Origin of the sequence: Nocardioides sp. PD653-B2 (assembly GCF_002117935.1) — a bacterium.
Taxonomy (GTDB): domain Bacteria; phylum Actinomycetota; class Actinomycetes; order Propionibacteriales; family Nocardioidaceae; genus Nocardioides.
The window spans coordinates 100,332-116,974 of sequence record NZ_BDJE01000016.1; the positions used below are offsets into that span (position 1 = coordinate 100,332).

The 16,643-nt window shown below is 63.2% G+C and carries 15 protein-coding genes; 5 read left to right on the forward strand and 10 right to left on the reverse strand.

Annotated elements, in window-relative coordinates; genetic code table 11:
* The first annotated feature begins 154 nt into the window (after positions 1 to 154).
* A complete protein-coding gene (locus tag PD653B2_RS07600) occupies positions 155 to 454 on the forward strand; it encodes a hypothetical protein (RefSeq protein ID WP_085871728.1) in 300 nt (99 codons plus the stop codon).
* Positions 455 to 515: 61 nt separating this feature from the next.
* Here the strand turns inward: PD653B2_RS07600 and PD653B2_RS07605 are convergent, their stop codons facing one another.
* The 6 genes from PD653B2_RS07605 to queC are packed head-to-tail and all read right to left on the reverse strand — an operon-like array spanning position 516 to position 4,970.
* Entirely contained in the window at positions 516 to 1,634 is a 1,119-nt protein-coding gene (locus PD653B2_RS07605) for a DGQHR domain-containing protein (protein ID WP_085871729.1), read from the reverse strand.
* A 15-nt stretch (positions 1,635 to 1,649) separates the two neighbouring features.
* On the reverse strand, positions 1,650 to 2,444 hold the full coding sequence (locus PD653B2_RS07610; RefSeq protein WP_085871730.1) for an HNH endonuclease: 795 nt from the start codon (positions 2,442 to 2,444) through the stop codon (positions 1,650 to 1,652).
* A gap of 31 nt (positions 2,445 to 2,475) precedes the next feature.
* On the reverse strand, positions 2,476 to 3,270 hold the full coding sequence (locus tag PD653B2_RS07615) for a GTP cyclohydrolase I FolE2 (RefSeq protein ID WP_085871731.1): 795 nt from the start codon (positions 3,268 to 3,270) through the stop codon (positions 2,476 to 2,478).
* Between the two features lie 4 nt (positions 3,271 to 3,274).
* Positions 3,275 to 3,643, reverse strand: coding sequence for a 6-carboxytetrahydropterin synthase QueD (gene queD, locus PD653B2_RS07620; protein ID WP_242665179.1), 369 nt, complete (start codon positions 3,641 to 3,643; stop codon positions 3,275 to 3,277).
* Positions 3,640 to 4,275, reverse strand: a complete 636-nt coding sequence (queE, locus tag PD653B2_RS07625; RefSeq protein WP_085871733.1) for a 7-carboxy-7-deazaguanine synthase — start codon at positions 4,273 to 4,275, stop codon at positions 3,640 to 3,642. The genes queD and queE overlap by 4 nt, the downstream gene beginning before the upstream one ends.
* The gene (queC, locus tag PD653B2_RS07630) at positions 4,272 to 4,970 is read right to left on the reverse strand and encodes a 7-cyano-7-deazaguanine synthase QueC (RefSeq protein ID WP_085871734.1); all 699 of its coding nucleotides are present in this window, start codon (positions 4,968 to 4,970) and stop codon (positions 4,272 to 4,274) included. Before queC ends, queE begins: the two co-directional genes overlap by 4 nt.
* A 104-nt stretch (positions 4,971 to 5,074) precedes the next feature.
* On the opposite strand from queC, the gene PD653B2_RS07635 reads away from it, so the two are divergent.
* The 4 genes from PD653B2_RS07635 to dbpB (PD653B2_RS07650) are packed head-to-tail and all read left to right on the forward strand — an operon-like array spanning position 5,075 to position 9,402.
* Positions 5,075 to 5,944: a hypothetical protein gene (locus PD653B2_RS07635; protein ID WP_085871735.1), complete on the forward strand. Its 870-nt coding sequence runs from the start codon at positions 5,075 to 5,077 to the stop codon at positions 5,942 to 5,944.
* The gene (gene dbpB, locus PD653B2_RS07640) at positions 5,941 to 7,077 is read left to right on the forward strand and encodes a DGQHR domain-containing protein DpdB (RefSeq protein ID WP_085871736.1); all 1,137 of its coding nucleotides are present in this window, start codon (positions 5,941 to 5,943) and stop codon (positions 7,075 to 7,077) included. The genes PD653B2_RS07635 and dbpB (PD653B2_RS07640) overlap by 4 nt, the downstream gene beginning before the upstream one ends.
* On the forward strand, positions 7,074 to 8,303 hold the full coding sequence (gene dpdA, locus PD653B2_RS07645; RefSeq protein ID WP_085871737.1) for a tRNA-guanine transglycosylase DpdA: 1,230 nt from the start codon (positions 7,074 to 7,076) through the stop codon (positions 8,301 to 8,303). Before dbpB (PD653B2_RS07640) ends, dpdA begins: the two co-directional genes overlap by 4 nt.
* Entirely contained in the window at positions 8,296 to 9,402 is a 1,107-nt protein-coding gene (gene dbpB, locus PD653B2_RS07650; protein ID WP_085871738.1) for a DGQHR domain-containing protein DpdB, read from the forward strand. Before dpdA ends, dbpB (PD653B2_RS07650) begins: the two co-directional genes overlap by 8 nt.
* A gap of 3 nt (positions 9,403 to 9,405) precedes the next feature.
* On the opposite strand, the gene PD653B2_RS07655 is transcribed toward dbpB (PD653B2_RS07650), so the two are convergent.
* From PD653B2_RS07655 to PD653B2_RS07670, 4 genes are read right to left on the reverse strand one after another with little or no spacing between them, the layout of a single operon-like run.
* Positions 9,406 to 11,388, reverse strand: coding sequence for a hypothetical protein (locus PD653B2_RS07655; RefSeq protein WP_085871739.1), 1,983 nt, complete (start codon positions 11,386 to 11,388; stop codon positions 9,406 to 9,408).
* Positions 11,385 to 11,903, reverse strand: coding sequence for a phospholipase D-like domain-containing protein DpdK (gene dpdK / locus PD653B2_RS07660; protein ID WP_085871740.1), 519 nt, complete (start codon positions 11,901 to 11,903; stop codon positions 11,385 to 11,387). Before dpdK ends, PD653B2_RS07655 begins: the two co-directional genes overlap by 4 nt.
* The gene (dpdJ, locus tag PD653B2_RS07665) at positions 11,900 to 16,291 is read right to left on the reverse strand and encodes a protein DpdJ (RefSeq protein WP_085871741.1); all 4,392 of its coding nucleotides are present in this window, start codon (positions 16,289 to 16,291) and stop codon (positions 11,900 to 11,902) included. The genes dpdK and dpdJ overlap by 4 nt, the downstream gene beginning before the upstream one ends.
* Positions 16,288 to 16,575, reverse strand: coding sequence for a hypothetical protein (locus tag PD653B2_RS07670; RefSeq protein WP_085871742.1), 288 nt, complete (start codon positions 16,573 to 16,575; stop codon positions 16,288 to 16,290). Before PD653B2_RS07670 ends, dpdJ begins: the two co-directional genes overlap by 4 nt.
* Between the last annotated feature and the right edge of the window lie 68 nt (positions 16,576 to 16,643).

Sequence of the window (16,643 nt, forward strand, 5' to 3'; positions counted from 1 at the left end):
GCCGGACGCTGAAATTCGTGTGGATCCTCGTTGAGCACGGCACCCCGGGCTGAGTTCCCCGCCTCCGGCTACACGTGACGACGACGAGGTCGGCTCATGACGGCCTCCTTTGTTCCTGGCTTTCAGCAGAAGCAGACTGTGGTTAGGTGCCGTCATGCAGCCCAAGAGCCTTTGGTCCGAAGCAGCGCGGTTGGTCGTTGCCTGGCACGACCACACGCAGTTCGTCGCCCGCGCCCGCCCTGGCGACGACGAAGGGCTGGAAAAGTTCATCGACGTCTTGGAAATGCTGCCGCCGCTGACGTCCAGTGACGACCCGGTCGAGAGCGACCTCAGCCTGCTCCAGTACCTCAACGAAGGACTCCGCTTCGGTTTCGCGTCTCACCAAGTCTTGCTGGACGCCATTGATGCCACCATGCACGCCTTGGGCGATCGCATCGCCCCACCGGCACCCTAAGGCCGCTTTAGGCCACGGAGTTGCGGGCCCGACGAAACGCGGCCTGATGCAGGAACACCCGTCAGTCAGGGACTTGTGCGGGTGTATCAATCAGGTCAACGTCGGCATACCACGCGTTGTCCCTACGGCGGTTCCGCCGCACCTGCGTTAGAGCATCTACGACCAGTTTGCGGCCCGCCGAGGTGTCGAGACTCTTCGCAGCCCACTCGCTGGTCCAGAAGTTCGGCGTCAGGTCCCCGAGGATTTGGTCAACCTCCGTCTTGACCACATCAGGGTCCGCTAGGTCGATCGATCCCCGGTCCGCGAGCGGAGTGAGGTCATCCACGACGAAGGTCGTGAGAGTCACAACGCCAACCTTGCTGAGCAACTTGCTGCCAGAGACCCAGATTGACGGCCAAGCGTCGCGGACCGACCTCCAGAGCGTGAAGAAGAACTCCAGAAGTGCGTCGTCGTCGGCGAGATCCGGGAGATTCTTCTGCGCAACCACAGCAAGTGACTGCTCCACCGCTGCCGGAAGCACAAGGTTTGCGCGTGACTCGCCCGGCACGTCCTCGGCCGGCCACTCCACCGCCCGGTAGAACGGAGAGTCCTCGGAGTTGTCGACGACTCCAACAAGCGACGCGTGTCGACCCAACGTCATCCTCGCGGATCGAAGTCGCTCGCCAAGGACCGCCTCCGGATACTGCAATGCAAGGAGTTTCAAGTGGTCTGTCGAGACCTTGGTCACCTTGTTGTTGATCACGAGGAACTGAAACGCGATCTCCTCATCGGTCGGATTGATGAGTGCGACCACGTTGACCTTGAGGTTGGGATCGAAAGCTTCCATGCCGAACAGTCGGTGCTGACCATCGATGACCAAGCCGATCGGCGACTCGCCAGCAGGGATCTCGATCAACGAGCAGGAGTCCAGCGCAGGCGTCTCCCTGAGATCCAGATCCCGCAGTGCGACGGTGATGGCTGTCGGAATAGTGTTGCGTGAATCCAACTCAAGGAACCTCTTGATCGCCCGCACCTTCGCCTGGTTCTTGAGACGCTGGTGCCCCTTGCCATCGACGTTCAGGCGCTCTACCGATGCCCACTTGGCAACTTCACCCACGGGCGCAGTGAAGGTAGCAAGCAGTACGCCGTCGTCACTGTCACCCCGTTGACGGGTGAAGATCGCCGGATAGGTAAACGTCATTCTTGACTCCTTGGGTCAACTGAAGTTGGCGACGAGGTTGAAGACATCGACGCTTACAGACTCATCTAGGACGGTCGGCAACCCAGGTCGCCCGAGCGTAACGAAGGCGTCCTTGAGACTGGCGTCCGTCGCTTTTGCCTCAGCCGCGGCGCTGCGCGCGAGGACTGCGAAGCGTGCCTCCTTGGGCAACCTCTCAAGGTCGTCACCGGAGAGCCGATAGCCGTGGACGAGGGCTTGGACCGGGTACAGCGACCACGATGCAGCGTGGCCCTTACGACTGTTGCAGGCACCGCACGCGGGCAGCAGGTTCTCCGGATCAGAATTTCCGCCGAATGCCTGGGGCCACACGTGGTCGAGCGTGAACGACGCCGGGATCCCTTGCGTCTCATAGTCCAGTTCGACGCTGCAGAGGTAGCACCACGGCCGCTCGCGTTGGCTCTCCGACTTCAACTGTTTGCGAGTGCCTGCTGAGATCGTGCTCCGCGCGGCCGCCAACGCCGGTTCGAGCCGTGAGTAGACCTCGCCGATGCGGTTGTAGTCGATAGTCATCGTGTCGAGGATCATCTGCTTGATCTCGCTCTCGGCAACATAGTCCAAGTCAGGCCGTGACGCGGCGATCTTCGCACCGGCGGCTACCAGACGACGCACGAGATGAAGCACAGCCATCTCATGGACTGCTTCTGCCCATTCAACGCCTCTGCCAGTCGACAACAACGCGCTGGCAACACCGACCGAGTCGTACTCAGCGATATGGCGGCGGGCCAGGTAGGCGGCCAAGTCCTCGCCGGCAGTCGTGTACGGCCTAGCCACCCACGCCAACTCTCCTCCGGACCTTCAAACGTCAATTGTCGGTAGCGCGCGGCGACCAGGCAACCGACGCCACCGCATCGTGGCTGTGGATGCTCTCGAAGTTGCGCACGCGCACTTCGTGCGACACCGCGCGCTCTCGGCACGCCCGCGAAAGGTCGCGAGCCATGTCCTCAACGAAGGCCGGATGGTCGTGGGCGGCCATGGTTACCACGCGCTCGTCAGGGCGCTTGATGATCGGGAAGACAGGGCTCGATCCAACCGAGCGGATCATGGCGAAAGACGAAGCAACGTCGAGCGGGTAGACGTCCTCGTCCTGACCATACGTCGTCAACTCCACCCGGCTCCGCTGGTTGTGTGCACCGTAATCGCTGATTGCCTTGCTGCAGGGACACAAGCTCATAACATCGGCACCGACTGTCACGGCGAGTTCGGGACCCGCAGCCGTCAGCCGGGCCTCCAGCGCGACGTCACATACCTGCCAGGCCTCGCGGCGGGACGCTGGGGCCGCCACCATGAAGGCCATCGGAAGCGCAATCCCAACGCGCACCGCATCGACGTCAAGCCGGTCGGCAGCCACCTTGAGGGCCTGCGGCAGCCTCTCTGGCTCCAGATCCTGAAGCTCATCGTGAATGATCTCGACCATCCGGCTCATGTGGGTGCCGCGGCGGTCAGCCGGGAGCGTCACTGTGACGTCGAAGGTCGCGATACCGGCGTGAAGGCTCGAGCCGTCGTTGAATCGAACCGGGTATTCCACGCCCGCAATGCCGACACGATCGAGCTCAATGCCACGTCCGTCGATCTGATCCTGGATGTCTGGAAGCGCCACGTCCCTACTCCCCGCGGTAGATGCACCCAGAGGTGCAGGTTTCACGGACCCGCACCTCAGTCAGGTTCGACAACTCACCGGCGAGTCGATCCCAGATCCACTTAGCGAGCACCTCGCTCGTTGGGTTCTCAAGGCCGGGTACCTCGTTGAGGTAGTGGTGATCGAGTTGTTCTTCGAGCGGCTTGAAGGCCGCCTTGATGTCGCCGAAGTCCTGCACCCAACCGGTGTCGTTACCGACTGGGCCAGCGACATGGACCGAAGCCAGATACGAGTGTCCGTGGAGACGGGCGCACTTATGTCCGTCGGGGACGTTGGGCAGCCGGTGGGCCGCCTCGAACGTGAACTCGCGGTAGATCTCGGAGTTGTAGGTCACGGAATTCCTAGGTGCTTGTGCGTCTGCAGACTGAGCTGCCATAGCGGGTGGTCAAGGCAGAACTTCACGGCCAGTTCGGTGTTCGCGGCGACGTCCGGCCCGTCCATTGGCTGCGCGCGGAAGCTCTCAAAATCCAGGTGTTCGAACGCAGTCGGGTCCACCCCGCCCTGCGGGACGACGAACTTGAGTTCCTGGCCCTTCTCGACAACGAGTTCGGAGCCGATCTTTGGGCTGACGCACAGCCAGTCGATCCCGGCCGGCGGCACCAGAGTCCCGTTCGTCTCGACCGCGACATAGAAGCCCAGTTCGTGGAAGGCATCGACGGCCGCCGTGTCCAACTGGAGGAGCGGTTCACCGCCCGTGCAGACCACCATCGGTCGGCCACCACCGTTCACGGGCCACTTCGCTGCAACCGCTGCCGCCAGCGCCTGGGCGTCAGCGAACTTGCCACCGCCCTCGCCGTCAGTCCCGACGAAGTCGGTGTCGCAGAATTTGCAGATGGCGCGCTCGCGGTCGGCCTCCCGTCCGGTCCACAGATTGCACGAACTGAAGCGGCAGAACACAGCGGGGCGACCGGCGTGGGTGCCCTCGCCTTGGAGCGTGTAAAAGATCTCCTTGACCTTGTATGTCACGCAGTCGCCTCCTGGTAACTGACTGGGTCCGTGAGGCCCACGTCAGCGAATCCACGAAGCCGAAGCAGGCACGAGTCGCAGTGGCCGCACGAGCGACCCTCGGTGTCCGGGTCGTAGCAAGACAACGTGAGCGAGTAGTCGACACCAAGCTTGGTTCCGAGTTCGACAGTTTCTGCCTTGGTCAGGTTGATGAGCGGCGTGTGGATCTTCATCGCGTTGCCCTCGACGCCGGCCCGGGTTGCAAGGTTCGCCATCTGCTCGTACGCGGCGATGTACTCGGGGCGGCAGTCCGGATAGCCCGAGTAGTCCAGCGCATTCACGCCGATGAAGATGTCCGTCGAGCCGATGACTTCGGCGTACGCGAGGGCAAATGACAAGAAGACCGTGTTGCGCGCCGGAACGTAGGTGATCGGGATCTCGTCGTCGGACAGTTCCTCCGCTGACTCGTGCTTCGGAACGTCGACGTCGGCAGTAAGCGCGGATCCTCCGAAGACTCGGAGATCGATGTCGCAGACCACGTGCCGCTCAATCCCGGCCGCCTTGGCCACCCGGCGAGCGGCTTCGAGTTCGACCGCGTGGCGCTGGCCGTAACGGAAGCTGATTGCGTACGGCTCGAAGCCCTGATCCTTGGCGACGGCCAGAACCGTCGTCGAGTCCAGGCCGCCACTGAGCAGCACCACTGCCTTCCGGCTCATGACATTCACCTCTCCGTTACGCGCCGTGCCTGGTGAGCACCGTACGCCGAAACTACAAGGTAGAGTAACCGGAACCAAGCTGTAGTTTCAGTATCCGAGGGGTCATGGCGCGCCGAAAACTGACGATCGTGGTCACGTGCACAGACCGCAAGTTGGGCCTGCCCTCGGAGACCCTGATGGCCCGCAGCCTACCTGCTGGGACCGTCACCGAACGCGCCTCCCATTGGCACAGTCGAGTCACCGCTGCCCGGTCCGAAACGCGCCTGCTCGATCTCTACAAGGGCGAGAGTTGGTCGCAGGCAAAGCGGCTCGCCTGCACCGCCGAGAAGGCCGGGTTTGATGCCGAAATGCTCGTGGCATCCGCCGGCTTGGGGTTGCGCTCCGTCAAAGACCTGGGGCCGGTTTATGCGGCAACGTTCACGCGTGGCCATCAGGACTCAGTAGCCACCTCGACCGCAGACTCCGCCTTGTGGTGGAGTCGACTCCCCCACACCGTGGCGCCGACGCCCGAAGTCCCGTCGATCTGGGTCTTGTCAGAGTCGTACGCGCTTGCGATGAGCGACCAACTGTCGAACCTCGACCCGGACGATTCGCTCGTGTTCGGCGGGGCGCCTGACACGCCCGAGAGCCTGCGGGTTCGATCCGACCGGAACTTGCGCGCAGCACTCGGAGGCACGGTGACCAGCTTGAACACCCGCATGGCGATCCGCTGGCTGGAAATCGCCGGCCGTTCGGCACCGACATCGACCGAAGTACGCCATGCATGGGCTGCGTGGGCCAGCGACGCTCACCAGCCCGAGCAATACGACCGACGCCCGCTCCCCGACGGCACCATCCGTCTCCTGATCAAGGAGATGCTCGGACGGCATCCGCAACTATCGAAGACAGTCGCTCTCCGGAACCTGCGCGCGTCTGGCATCGCATGCGAGCAGCGCCGGTTCTCCGGACTCTTCGAGGAGGCATGCAACGAATGACGAAGATTGAATGGCTGGAGCGCCGCGCACTGAAGGTTCTCCAGAGCGACAACACTCCCCTGTACCTCTTCACGCTCGCGGCGGAAGAGATCGACATGGTCGCGGACGTTGCCCGCATCAGTCGCGACGAAGCAGGCAAGCTGATTGGCTACCAGCGCCCCGAGAAGCAGAAGCACGTGAAGCAGATCCAGGAGTACTTGGATTCCGAGGACCCCCTGTTCCCCAACGGCTTGATCCTCGCCCTGCCACCCGAGGTGAGGTGGAGGTCGAGTCGCGGGCCGACAACGAGCGATGGCTTGGCCGTCGCCGGAACCTTGGAGATCCCCGTCGCCAGCGACCCCAGCGGCCCGCGCCCAGCATGGATCGTTGATGGCCAGCAACGAAGCCTCGCGCTGTCCCGCACCAAGAACCGCCGCCTACCCGTGCCCGTCGCCGGGTTCGTCGCGTCAACTCTTGAAATCCAGCGTGAACAGTTCCTGCGGGTCAATACTGTCCAACCACTTCCTACCGGCCTAGTGACTGAACTACTCCCAGAGATCACTCGAGTGCCTTCCGCGCGGATGGCTACGCGGCAACTTCCGTCGGCATTGGTCGAGATGCTCAATCAGGACAGCGAATCTCCGTTCCGCGGAATCATCCGACGAGCATCGACCGACCCCGACTCGAAGAAGTCGACATTCGTCACAGATACGAGCCTGATTGAGGCCATCCGCGAGTCCATCGAGTCACCCTCGGGAGTGCTCTTCCCATACCGCAACATTGCAACAGGTACTACGGACACCGAGGGCATTCGGCGGGCGCTGATCGCCTACTGGGGCGCCGTGCATGACGTGTTTGGAGAAGCATGGGCTAAGCCAGCGACCGAGAGTCGTCTGATGCACGGCGTCGGAATTCGCGCAATGGGCCGACTGATGGATCGCGTAATGACGCACGTGGATGACCAAGACCCGGAGGCCCGGACTGCCGCCGCGAGTGAACTCTTAGTGATCGCCGCGCATTGCGCGTGGACCGAGGGTTCTTGGGATGGGCTCGGCCTTGCGTGGAACGATCTCCAGAACACGACGCGTCACATCAAGATCCTTTCCAACTACCTCGTTCGCACCTACCTGGCTGAGCGGACACATCGCAAGTGAGGTTCTTCTTCCCTGACAGCCAGGACCTCGTCAGCCCGTCGTACGACTTCCTACGGGATGAGTACGCCGCCCACCGCGTCCGACAGCGGGACGACCGCTATGCACACGAGGTGCTCGACCGGGCGCCGTACGACGGCATCCTGGTTAGTAAGTCCATCGTCGACGGATCCATCAAGGGCGCAGGCAAGTACTCAACCGCTCAGCGCGCGCGGCTTCACCGCATGGGCGTGCACGGGTTCTTCCGCCTGCCGCCCGGCGTCGAGGCCCTTGGGGACAACGGCGCCTTCAACTACGTTGACGAAGCACTTCCTCCGGTCACACCGGCAGAAACGCTCGACTTCTATGAGGAGTGCGGCTTCGACGCCGGCGTCAGCACTGACCATGTGGTCTTCGGGTTCACCGAAGACCCCGCGAACGATGACGTCGACCCCGATTGGGAGTCGCGTCGTCTGCTGACTGTGCGACTGGCAGAAGAGTTCATCTCGCTCTGTCGCGACCGCCGAAGCTCCGTCGAACCAGTCGGCGCAGCTCAAGGCTGGAGTCCCGAAACGTATGCCGAGAGCGTTCGAGCGCTTCAGGACCTCGGGTACCAGCGCATCGCACTCGGCGGCATGGTCCCGCTCAAGACCAGTCAGATCCTCGCGAGCCTCACGGCGATTTCAGGCGTCCTGAAGGACCAGACTCAGCTGCATCTGCTTGGCATCACGCGGGTCGAGTCGATGGACGACTTCTCGGACCTGGGCGTCACCAGCTTCGACAGCACGTCGGCCTTCCGCCAGGCATTCATGGATGACCGCAAGAACTTCCACACCGCTGATCGGGCGTATGTTGCGATTCGGGTACCGCAGGTCGATGGCAACCCGACGCTGAAGCGCGCCATTCTTGCCGGCAACGTGAGCCAGAAAGAGGCGATCACCGCAGAGCGCGAAACCCTCAAGGCGCTGCGGGCGTTCGACGGCTCAACTGCGTCTCGGCGAGACTGCCTTGACCGACTTGGCGAGTACGAGGTCATCTGCCAGTCGAAGAAGTCGTACGTCGACGCATACGAGGAGACACTCAGCGCCGCACCCTGGACCCGTTGCACCTGCAAGATCTGTCGAGACCATGGAGTCGAGATCGCGATCTTCCGTGGGACTGAGCGCAACAAGCGTCGCGGATTCCACAACATGTCCGTACTGGCCACGAAGATGGCGCAACTCAAGTCCCATAGGAGTACCGATGGCTGACCGCTACGAACTGCGGCTGCCCGCTCTGCGAATCAGGCAGGGTGCGCAGTTCATCTACACCTTCGGTGTGGACGGCAAGCTCATCCACGACTTCGCGACAGTGAGTCGGGTCCACCGCGACGATGTGACTTTGCAGGGTTATCAGCGTCCTGAGGTCCTGAGCCACATCAAGGCGATCCGCCGGTATCTGGAGTCAGACGGCGCGATGCTGCCGAACGCCGTCGTCGTCGCCTTCGACGAGCGCGTCACGTTCGTGGAGTCCGGCACCGCGAGCCAGGTCGACTACGTGAAGGCGGGCGAACTCGTAATCCCGATCGACGAGTCACTGCCCGAAGATCAGAAGCCGGCATGGCTCGTAGACGGGCAGCAACGCAGCGCCGCGATCCGCGACGCCGATCTCGTGGAGTTTGGCGTGGCTGCCGTCGGATTCATCGCGCGTGGCGAAGCAGAGCAGCGGAGCCAATTCATCCTGGTCAACAACACCAAGCCTCTGCCCAAGGGCCTTATTCACGAACTGCTGCCAGACACGATGGGTCACTTGCCGACCGCGTACGCCCGGAAGCAACTCCCCGCGGAGGTACTGGCCCGTCTCAACTTCGGGAACCGGGCTGCCGGCGCCCCGTTTGCGGGACGCATCGCCACCCCGACGATGGCTGAGGGCTACATCAAGGACAACAGCGTCCTGAAGATGATCGAGAACAGCCTCTACGACGGCGCGCTGTACCAGTACCGCGATCCCGACGACGGGACCGGCGACGTCGATCAGATGGTGCTCCACCTGAACTACTTTTGGACGATTGTGCAATTGACGTTCCCAGAGGCCTGGGAGGTGGCCCCCACCAAGTCGCGCCTCACACACGGTGCCGGCATTCAGGCCATGGGCTATGTCATGGACGCGCTGACGGACGGCGTCCCGACGGCGGAACTCGCGGGCATGAACCTCGAGAGATCCCTTGCACGCCTTGGCGAACACTGCGCGTGGACCGCCGGCACCTGGGACTTCGGCGGGGAGCAAGTTCGTCGGTGGAATGGCATCCAGAACACTCCGAACGACGTGAAGGTGCTCACGAGCCACCTGCTCAGAGCGCTCAAGAAGTAAGGGTCACCCCACAGAGCGCAACTCGTCGAGCACAGCTTCAATAACCCTCAACATCGAGGCGGCTCCACACCCGTCCGGATAACAAATCCGGCCTCCCGCGTTGTCGGTGATGAATCCGGTGGCCGCATGTGCAGCGCGGCCGGTCGCAATGACGATCAGGTCTGCGTTGCGGCTGTGCTGGCGCAGCGCGGGAGTGCCCACCTTGTCCGACGACTGTTGGACCGTCAGCGTCGGGTACTGGTCGCTGAGTGATGCAGCGACACGGGCGAGTGTCCCCGCATCGAGGCTGTAGATCAGAACACTCAAGCCGGCTGGAAGTTCAGGCGGGGCACTTGCGTCCGCGGAATCGACGATCGTCCAGTCCCAGTCGAGCCCTGCATCACTGGTGACCATGGAGGCCAGCGACCGCAGACCGCCGCTCAGACGCTGGCGCTGGGCATTCAGTGGTCCGAGGACAGTGGAGATGAACTGAGCCTGAGCCTCTGGAACCGCCCGAGGCCCACACACGACAGTGTCGGCAAGGTCCAATGCCTGCGCAGCTGAGGCGACCGAACTCCACTGCGGGGCGAAGGTCGCTATGTCGTCCAAGAGTGCGGCGTAGTCATCGCGCCCGGGTGCGCTGCTCAAGAAGATCGCGAGAAGCGCTGCGAGTGCCGACAGGTCGGCAGGCCCAAAGCGTTCCTCAATCAGATAGCGACTGGCGAGAGCGCGCGCCGTTTGAGGCGCGGGGTGACCCGCGTCCGCTGTATCCAAGAAGGCGGCGACTCCGGATAGAAGCGCGTCAGTTGCGAGATCGGAGAGGTTTTCGATGGCTCGCCCCAGGTCCTCGTCCACGCGCCACGCGGGCTCCCAAGCCTCGACGAGCGTTGTCGCAGGGGCAACTGCAGCGCCGTCTTCCAGGCGATCGAGCCATTCGAACCATGAACGAGGTGGCGCGGTTGACTCAGTAGCAACCGCCGGCGCCGGCTCAACTTCCGCCATGGCAGGTGAACCGGCGTCCTGCTCGTCAGCGGGTTCGGCAGGCGCAGCCGTAGCGGGCAGCAACTCGGCAAGGCGAACTCTCAATTCATCCGGGACCCCGGTGTTCGAGCAGAGTGCCTCGCTCAACCCAGCATCTTGGCGGGCCAGAGCAACCAGCGCTCCCACCGCCAAGGCATCAGCATCTGACCATGTCGACGTCCGTTCTCCCACCAACATCGCAATGTCGATGGGTTCAGCCGCCAGGCGCTCGGCCGCGCCGCCTAGGTCCAGGACGCCGTCGGTGCGCAGGTTGCCGCGGCCCCACGCGGCGAGAATGGCTTCACGGACCGCCTCAGGAGGTTCCGTGTATACAACCGTCGGCAAGGACCCGTGAGCAAGGAGTTCTCGATCACGGCCGAGACGGCTCAACCTCTGGATCTGGAGGAAGGCAACATTCTCGTGGGAGATCCCACCCGCACGTTCGATTTCGTGCAGGACGGCGGCGGACTGCTCGGCCGCACCAGCGGCCAATGCCAGATCGAACTCGCGCAGCATTCGACCCACAGGCCTCGGCAACACTGGGCTCCTACGGGGTCGACCTTGCAGCGACCGCACCAATCGCTGCAGTGCAACGACCAGTCGGCCTTCCGTCTGCGTCGTCGGCCGCAACACGAAAGTCGTCCCGGAACCAACCATCGCGAGGACGGCAACTTCTACAGGATCGGCGGCGCTCAAGGACGCAACGCGTCCATCGAACGGGCTCAGGTAGTCCGCGACGGCGGCTTGAAGAAGGGGCCGCATGCGCCCAGCGTGCGGCGGATCCCAGCAAACGAAATAGACCGTCGACGGTTGGCCGTCTACGTCTCGACGCGGCAGCACCAACGGGCACTCTCCACGAGTGTCCAGTGCCCGAAGGAACGCGGTGATTCGTTCGGCGGCGGGATGGTCCGCAGCCAGACCCGGCCATACGATGTTGGGGCTGGAGAAGAACGTCAGGACCGACTGATCCACGCTGATGTCGTTCATTCGCCCCCGCCAAGCCACCGAGTTCGCAACTCCAGTCGCTGAGTTGAAGCGACGGTCGGTCCCACCTGCAGGTCGATGCTCTCCTCGTTTCGCTGCAGGCCATTCCACGTGAAGTTCATGGAGCCCTTTAGCGTCCAGTCCCAGCCGACCAAGATTTTCTCGTGCAGGTCCGCACTCAGGTATGTGTGGATCCGTGGCTCACTGCCGAGTCGGCGGAGAAAATCGTGGTTGTGTTCGACGTCGCGAAGGGCCACGTGCACGTCGGTTCCCTTCGATACCAAGATGCGAAGTACGTCAGTCAGCGTCAGACTCGATCCCGCATCGTGCCCAATCAGACCGTCGAATTGGCGCGATGAGTTGTCCAGAACCATGACATCGCTCACCCACCCGCTCACAAGCCACAACTCGGGACTTGGTGAGCACAGCTCAGATGCGAATACACCCGCCAATACGTCGGCGATAGCCAGCCCGTTTCGAGGCCGAGTTCGTACGGTCCGCTGAAGTCGATTCGTCATTGCAACTCCTCCACGAACGCCATGCGTGCGTTCCAGAGGCCGAACCGTCGGTCGACTCCTTCAAGTCGTGGATAGACGCGTAAGCCCGACCGTTCGATCGGAGTCGCGAGACAGGTCCGGATCGCGACGGCAAGTCCGGCACGCGCTGCGTCCGGAGCGGTGAGACGCACCCGACCGTCAGCAGACAGGGCCGTCTTGTACTTCTGGATCCAGTCCCCGCCGGTCACATCGATCGCGACCGCTCGGTCACGGACCACATCATCCAAAACAAGTCGCTCGATCAGCACGTCATCCCTGAACGGTTGCCAGTATTGGAGTCGCTGGTTTCGCGCCTCGTATCCCCGGGGCCACAGCATGCTGAACGCAGAATCCAGGTTCAACGGTGCAATGGGCTCGCCGAGCGCCCCAGACGTGCCGAAGTACGCCAGCGTACGAGCGTCAATCTCAATGTTGATCTCTGCTTCAACGTCAAGCCATCTGGTCGCGAGCCAAGATACGCGTCGGTCAATTTGGGGTCGAGCGCCAGGACGCAGAAGACGGGCAGCGAACGTGGACAGGGCAAGATGCGTCGGCGGTCCGTCGAACTGAATCCACGCATCTCTAAGTTCCGAGAAGGCGATGTCGAGGGATCCCGAATCGGTGGCGGCTCTGAACTCACCCACCGCAGTCGCGAATTGTGAACTCGAGTCGTCAAGCTCCCCGAGAGCGATCCGCATGGAGCGATCAGTCTCCTCCGCGTCAGAACTCCCCACTGCTCGCCCTACAGCCTCCCAGAAGCGCCGCGGGTCAACTGCATATGAACGGCTCAGAGCCTCCATAACCCCGAGCCCGCCGACCGATGTTTCGGACACGATGACCCGGAACCGGCCCCGGTTGTTGCTGTCGAACACAACGTCGGCAACGAGATCCGACTCCTGAGCGTCCGGAACGGTCTCGAACGTCGCGTCGAGCAACGCCGCAGCGAGGGTGTCTGCGAATGCTCGTCGCCAAAGATCGCCAGTCTCCTGCGCTAGATCGGAATTCGTCAGGAGAGACGCATGCCCTTCGATCGCTGCCCGGACGTCGGCTTCACTGGACAGGTGCTCAAGATCGCTAAGGATGCGCTGATTGGAAACCAGGGCGGGGTCGTCTGATCGATAGGCACTGGCGAGGAATGCGGCCAGATCGGTTGCCCAGGTTCCGCCGCGCAATGCGTCGGTCGCGTCTTCTGCCGAGGACCCACGGAGGCGCAGTTGCGCATAGGCGTAGAGGTATACCTCCACCAACCAGCGGCGCTGGAAGTGATTTGCGATTCCATCCAGCGTCGTGTCCTCCAGGACACGACGGCGGAAGCAGAGCGTGCGCCAAGCGGGCGATTCCGATAGCCCTTCGCGGTCGCGCGAGTCCGGAACAAGCCCCTCGACGATGAGTGCGTCGGCCTCAAGTTCGAATCCGAGTGCGGCAGGCTTCCCCTCGTGTGCGTAGCGCACTGTGAGCGGCGTACGCCCGAGGCCGCGATTGTCCTGCGTAACCAATTCCCCGTCTGCGCCCACGCAGAATCGGCGAACCGTTACGGGGCTGCCCGAGACGTGCAGCGCAAACGCGAACTGTGAGATGAACCCAGCCCAGGCCGATGGCGTGGGGACGTCCATGTCCTGGAGGGAACCCTGAGCGAAGGAGAAATCAGACCGCCAGACCGGGCGGGCCGACGACGTGTCTGCGACGTCGCGGGGCGGGGACGCCAACTGAAGTTCCAGCGGACGAACGACGATGAAGTTCTCGCCAGAGGTATCGGTCCACTCCCCCAGGGCATGCCCCTTGGAAACAACCGCTCGAAGTTCAAGGACGTCGCCGGCATCGGGGATCGGCAGCCAAGTTCGGTGCGAAGCGTGGGCGTGGCCGAACCGCCGGCTGACCCGACCAGGGACCGCTTCCCTCATGGCTTGGCCGATCGCCATTGTTTGCGGTTCCCCCGAACGGAAGTCAGGTGGCATCGCCAAGATGACATCAGGCGTATTGAGTGAATCGAAGAGCGTAGCGGTGAGGAACTCGGGCAGGGGCTGACCCGCTACGGCTCCGGCGTCGGACTGTCCGGGAAGGGCTTGCCAGCCGTTCTCAAGTCGCCGAAGCAGGGTGGGCACGACGGACAGTAGGAGTGAGCGGGGTTCCTCCCAGAGGGCCGCGTCGGCCTCGTCTGGGCTGATCGCCAGCGCCCGCTGCACGTGCAGCTTCAGTTCGTCCTGCCGTGACGCCGAGTTCAGGAGGTCGCGAAGAAGGTTGACCACCCGCGAAGGGTTGGGCACCTGGGATGACCATGGAGGTGACGCAAACGCGCGCGCGTCGACGGATCCAACACGCGCGATCCAGTCGAGAAGGGCATGAGCGGCTTGGATCTTGACCACGAAGCGGTTGCCCACCGGGATTGCGCGAGCTCGGAGTTCCGGCTCCAGCAACTGCTCATAAGACTGGTACGCCGCCCGGTCGCGCCCGTAGTCCGACAGCACGACGAGCGTGAGCGGCCGCATGTCGAGGCGACGCCCCGCTCGACCCCTTCGCTGAAGGAATGACGCCATGTCGCGCGGGGCCTTGTGTTGAAGGACCACTCCGACGCGCGGATCATTGAAGCCGACCTCGAGAGACGAGGTGGCCACCACCACATCCGCGGAGCCATCAACGCCACTGTCTTGTGATGAGGTCCGGGCAACTCTCAGCGGTCCAGTCATGCGCCCCAGACGGTTGGCAAGGTCCCACGACTGCCCGTCGTCGTAGCGCTTGCCCGCGTGTGGGAGGCCTGGATCGCGCAGACTGCCGAGCACCTGGCCGCGCGAACGCCCGACGTTTGATGCCCCTTCGGCATCGCGCAGGTTGTCGTATAGACGATTGATGACATCAAGGTCATCCGTGAATGCGAACGCGACCGAACCGAATATGTGCGGAGTCCGGTCCATCATGCGCCCGACGAGCATGAGCGCTTGAATGGTCGTGGACAGCAGCGCGGCACCGGATAGCGGATCGCCTCGCAGGACCACCCCATAGTCACGGCTGATGGGAGCGAGTTCGTTCGACGCTGGCGCGATCACTTCGACGTCACCGCGGTCAACGCCCGTTAGCGTCGAGAAGAACTGGCCAGCATCCCGCAGGGTTGCGGACAGTCCGACAACAACGGGGCTGTCGGGGCCCCACTGCCGGAGCGCGTGTCGCCATCGACGCAAGGTGTACGCGACCTGCGCTCCGTGAACACCCGCGTACGTATGTGCCTCGTCGAGCAAGACGAGTCGGATACCGATGGGTCCCTTCCAGCCAAGAAGCGGGCCGAGTTTGGAAGACGTGGCTTGCTTGCTAAGCATCTCCGTCGTGCTGAAGAGGATGTCGGGCGGAAGGCTGACGATCGATTCACGCGTGATCGCCAATGCGCCATCTGCGGTGGTGCGTCCGCACGTCGCGCAGGTGAGCCGCTCGATCGCTGACGTTCGGTCCGAGTCGAGCCACACCTGGTCCCCAACGCAGTTGTCTTCGAGGCACGGGAAGAACGGCGAGACCCAGCCAGCCGGGTTCCTGCTCCACCCTCTGACCGTCCCCCGCTGAAAGTCTGCGACGCGCGGCGTGGATCCGTAGAGGAGCGCAATCCGCAATGGCCGTGGCGTCTGCGCGACGATCAATCCAGCCCGCTCTCCAACGAGCATCGCTTCCCGGGCCTGATCACGAAGCAGCTCAATTCGCGGGTACAACGCCAGCGTGTGCGGCCCCCGCCGCCTCCCACCTCCGGCTGCCAGGTCGAGCAAAGCGGGAAGGTAGAAAGCCAGGGTCTTGCCGGAACCAGTCCCGGCGGTGACGATCCGCGCGGTCGGCCTCTCCGCCGCGACGGCGGCGAGGACAGACGCCGTTGCACGAAGTTGGAAGGGCGCCAACTTCGACGCTCCCACGAGGCGTCGCAGCATCGCGTCCTGCTCGGTCCCCCAGTTCAGTGACGCTTGGAGGACTCCCGCTACCTGATCGGCGTCCAGTTCACGCTTCGGGTAGCGGCGAGGCGAGACTCGCAAGCGATAGTCAGCAACCAAGGGGGCGTATGCCCGCCACCAACCGTCGGCGTTGGTGTCCTTGGGTGGCCACAACTGACGAAGCAGACGGAGCAGACGTAAAGTCTCGGCGAACCGTGTTCGATAGCGAGGATCGCCGGTTGGCTGCCGGAAGAGGAGTCCACGGTCCACAAGGACTTCGAGGTACTCCTCAGCGGCCGGCACCTCCGTACTGCCCGCGGCGAACTCGGCGATCCGCTGTTCGTCGATTGCCTTGATGACGTCGTCTTCGCTCAGAAAGCCGTCCACCACGCCCCACGCGAGCAGGGGAAGTTCGAGATCTTCCAAGCGGCTGAGTAGGTCGCCCAACCGCTCCTCGTTCAACGACGTCATTCGACCCTCAAGACGATCTGGGCGCCGATGTCAGGGTGCTCCACTCGCAAGAGTCGCAACTCATCGTCGGTTAGCTCGTCGAGGTGACAGGGCAACTTGGCAAGGAGAGCGTCCAGCGGGCCCTCCGGAGTCACCTTCGCCAAGCGCGACGAAACGGCCTCGTAGCTCTCAAGGAACGTGTCCACGTTTTCGACCGTTGGAGGCGCCCCCGCGATGCGCTTCAGGGACTCCACACGCAACTCGACGCTACGTCGCTCAAACCCGAGCCGTGCCATGCGGTCCATGGGCAGAGCGTTGAGCCGAGATTGCGACCAGCTACTCCATGCCTGAGTTGCGGAGTCCGATAGTGCGC

Coding starts and splice junctions, on each gene's coding strand:
- PD653B2_RS07605 (WP_085871729.1), bottom strand. CDS start 1,634: ATGACGTTTACCTATCCGGCGATCTTCACCCGTCAACGGGGTGACAGT.
- dpdJ (WP_085871741.1), bottom strand. CDS start 16,291: ATGACGTCGTTGAACGAGGAGCGGTTGGGCGACCTACTCAGCCGCTTG.
- PD653B2_RS07655 (WP_085871739.1), bottom strand. CDS start 11,388: ATGAACGACATCAGCGTGGATCAGTCGGTCCTGACGTTCTTCTCCAGC.
- queC (WP_085871734.1), bottom strand. CDS start 4,970: ATGAGCCGGAAGGCAGTGGTGCTGCTCAGTGGCGGCCTGGACTCGACG.
- PD653B2_RS07635 (WP_085871735.1), top strand. CDS start 5,075: ATGGCGCGCCGAAAACTGACGATCGTGGTCACGTGCACAGACCGCAAG.
- dbpB (WP_085871738.1), top strand. CDS start 8,296: ATGGCTGACCGCTACGAACTGCGGCTGCCCGCTCTGCGAATCAGGCAG.
- dpdK (WP_085871740.1), bottom strand. CDS start 11,903: ATGACGAATCGACTTCAGCGGACCGTACGAACTCGGCCTCGAAACGGG.
- PD653B2_RS07670 (WP_085871742.1), bottom strand. CDS start 16,575: ATGGACCGCATGGCACGGCTCGGGTTTGAGCGACGTAGCGTCGAGTTG.
- dbpB (WP_085871736.1), top strand. CDS start 5,941: ATGACGAAGATTGAATGGCTGGAGCGCCGCGCACTGAAGGTTCTCCAG.
- PD653B2_RS07600 (WP_085871728.1), top strand. CDS start 155: ATGCAGCCCAAGAGCCTTTGGTCCGAAGCAGCGCGGTTGGTCGTTGCC.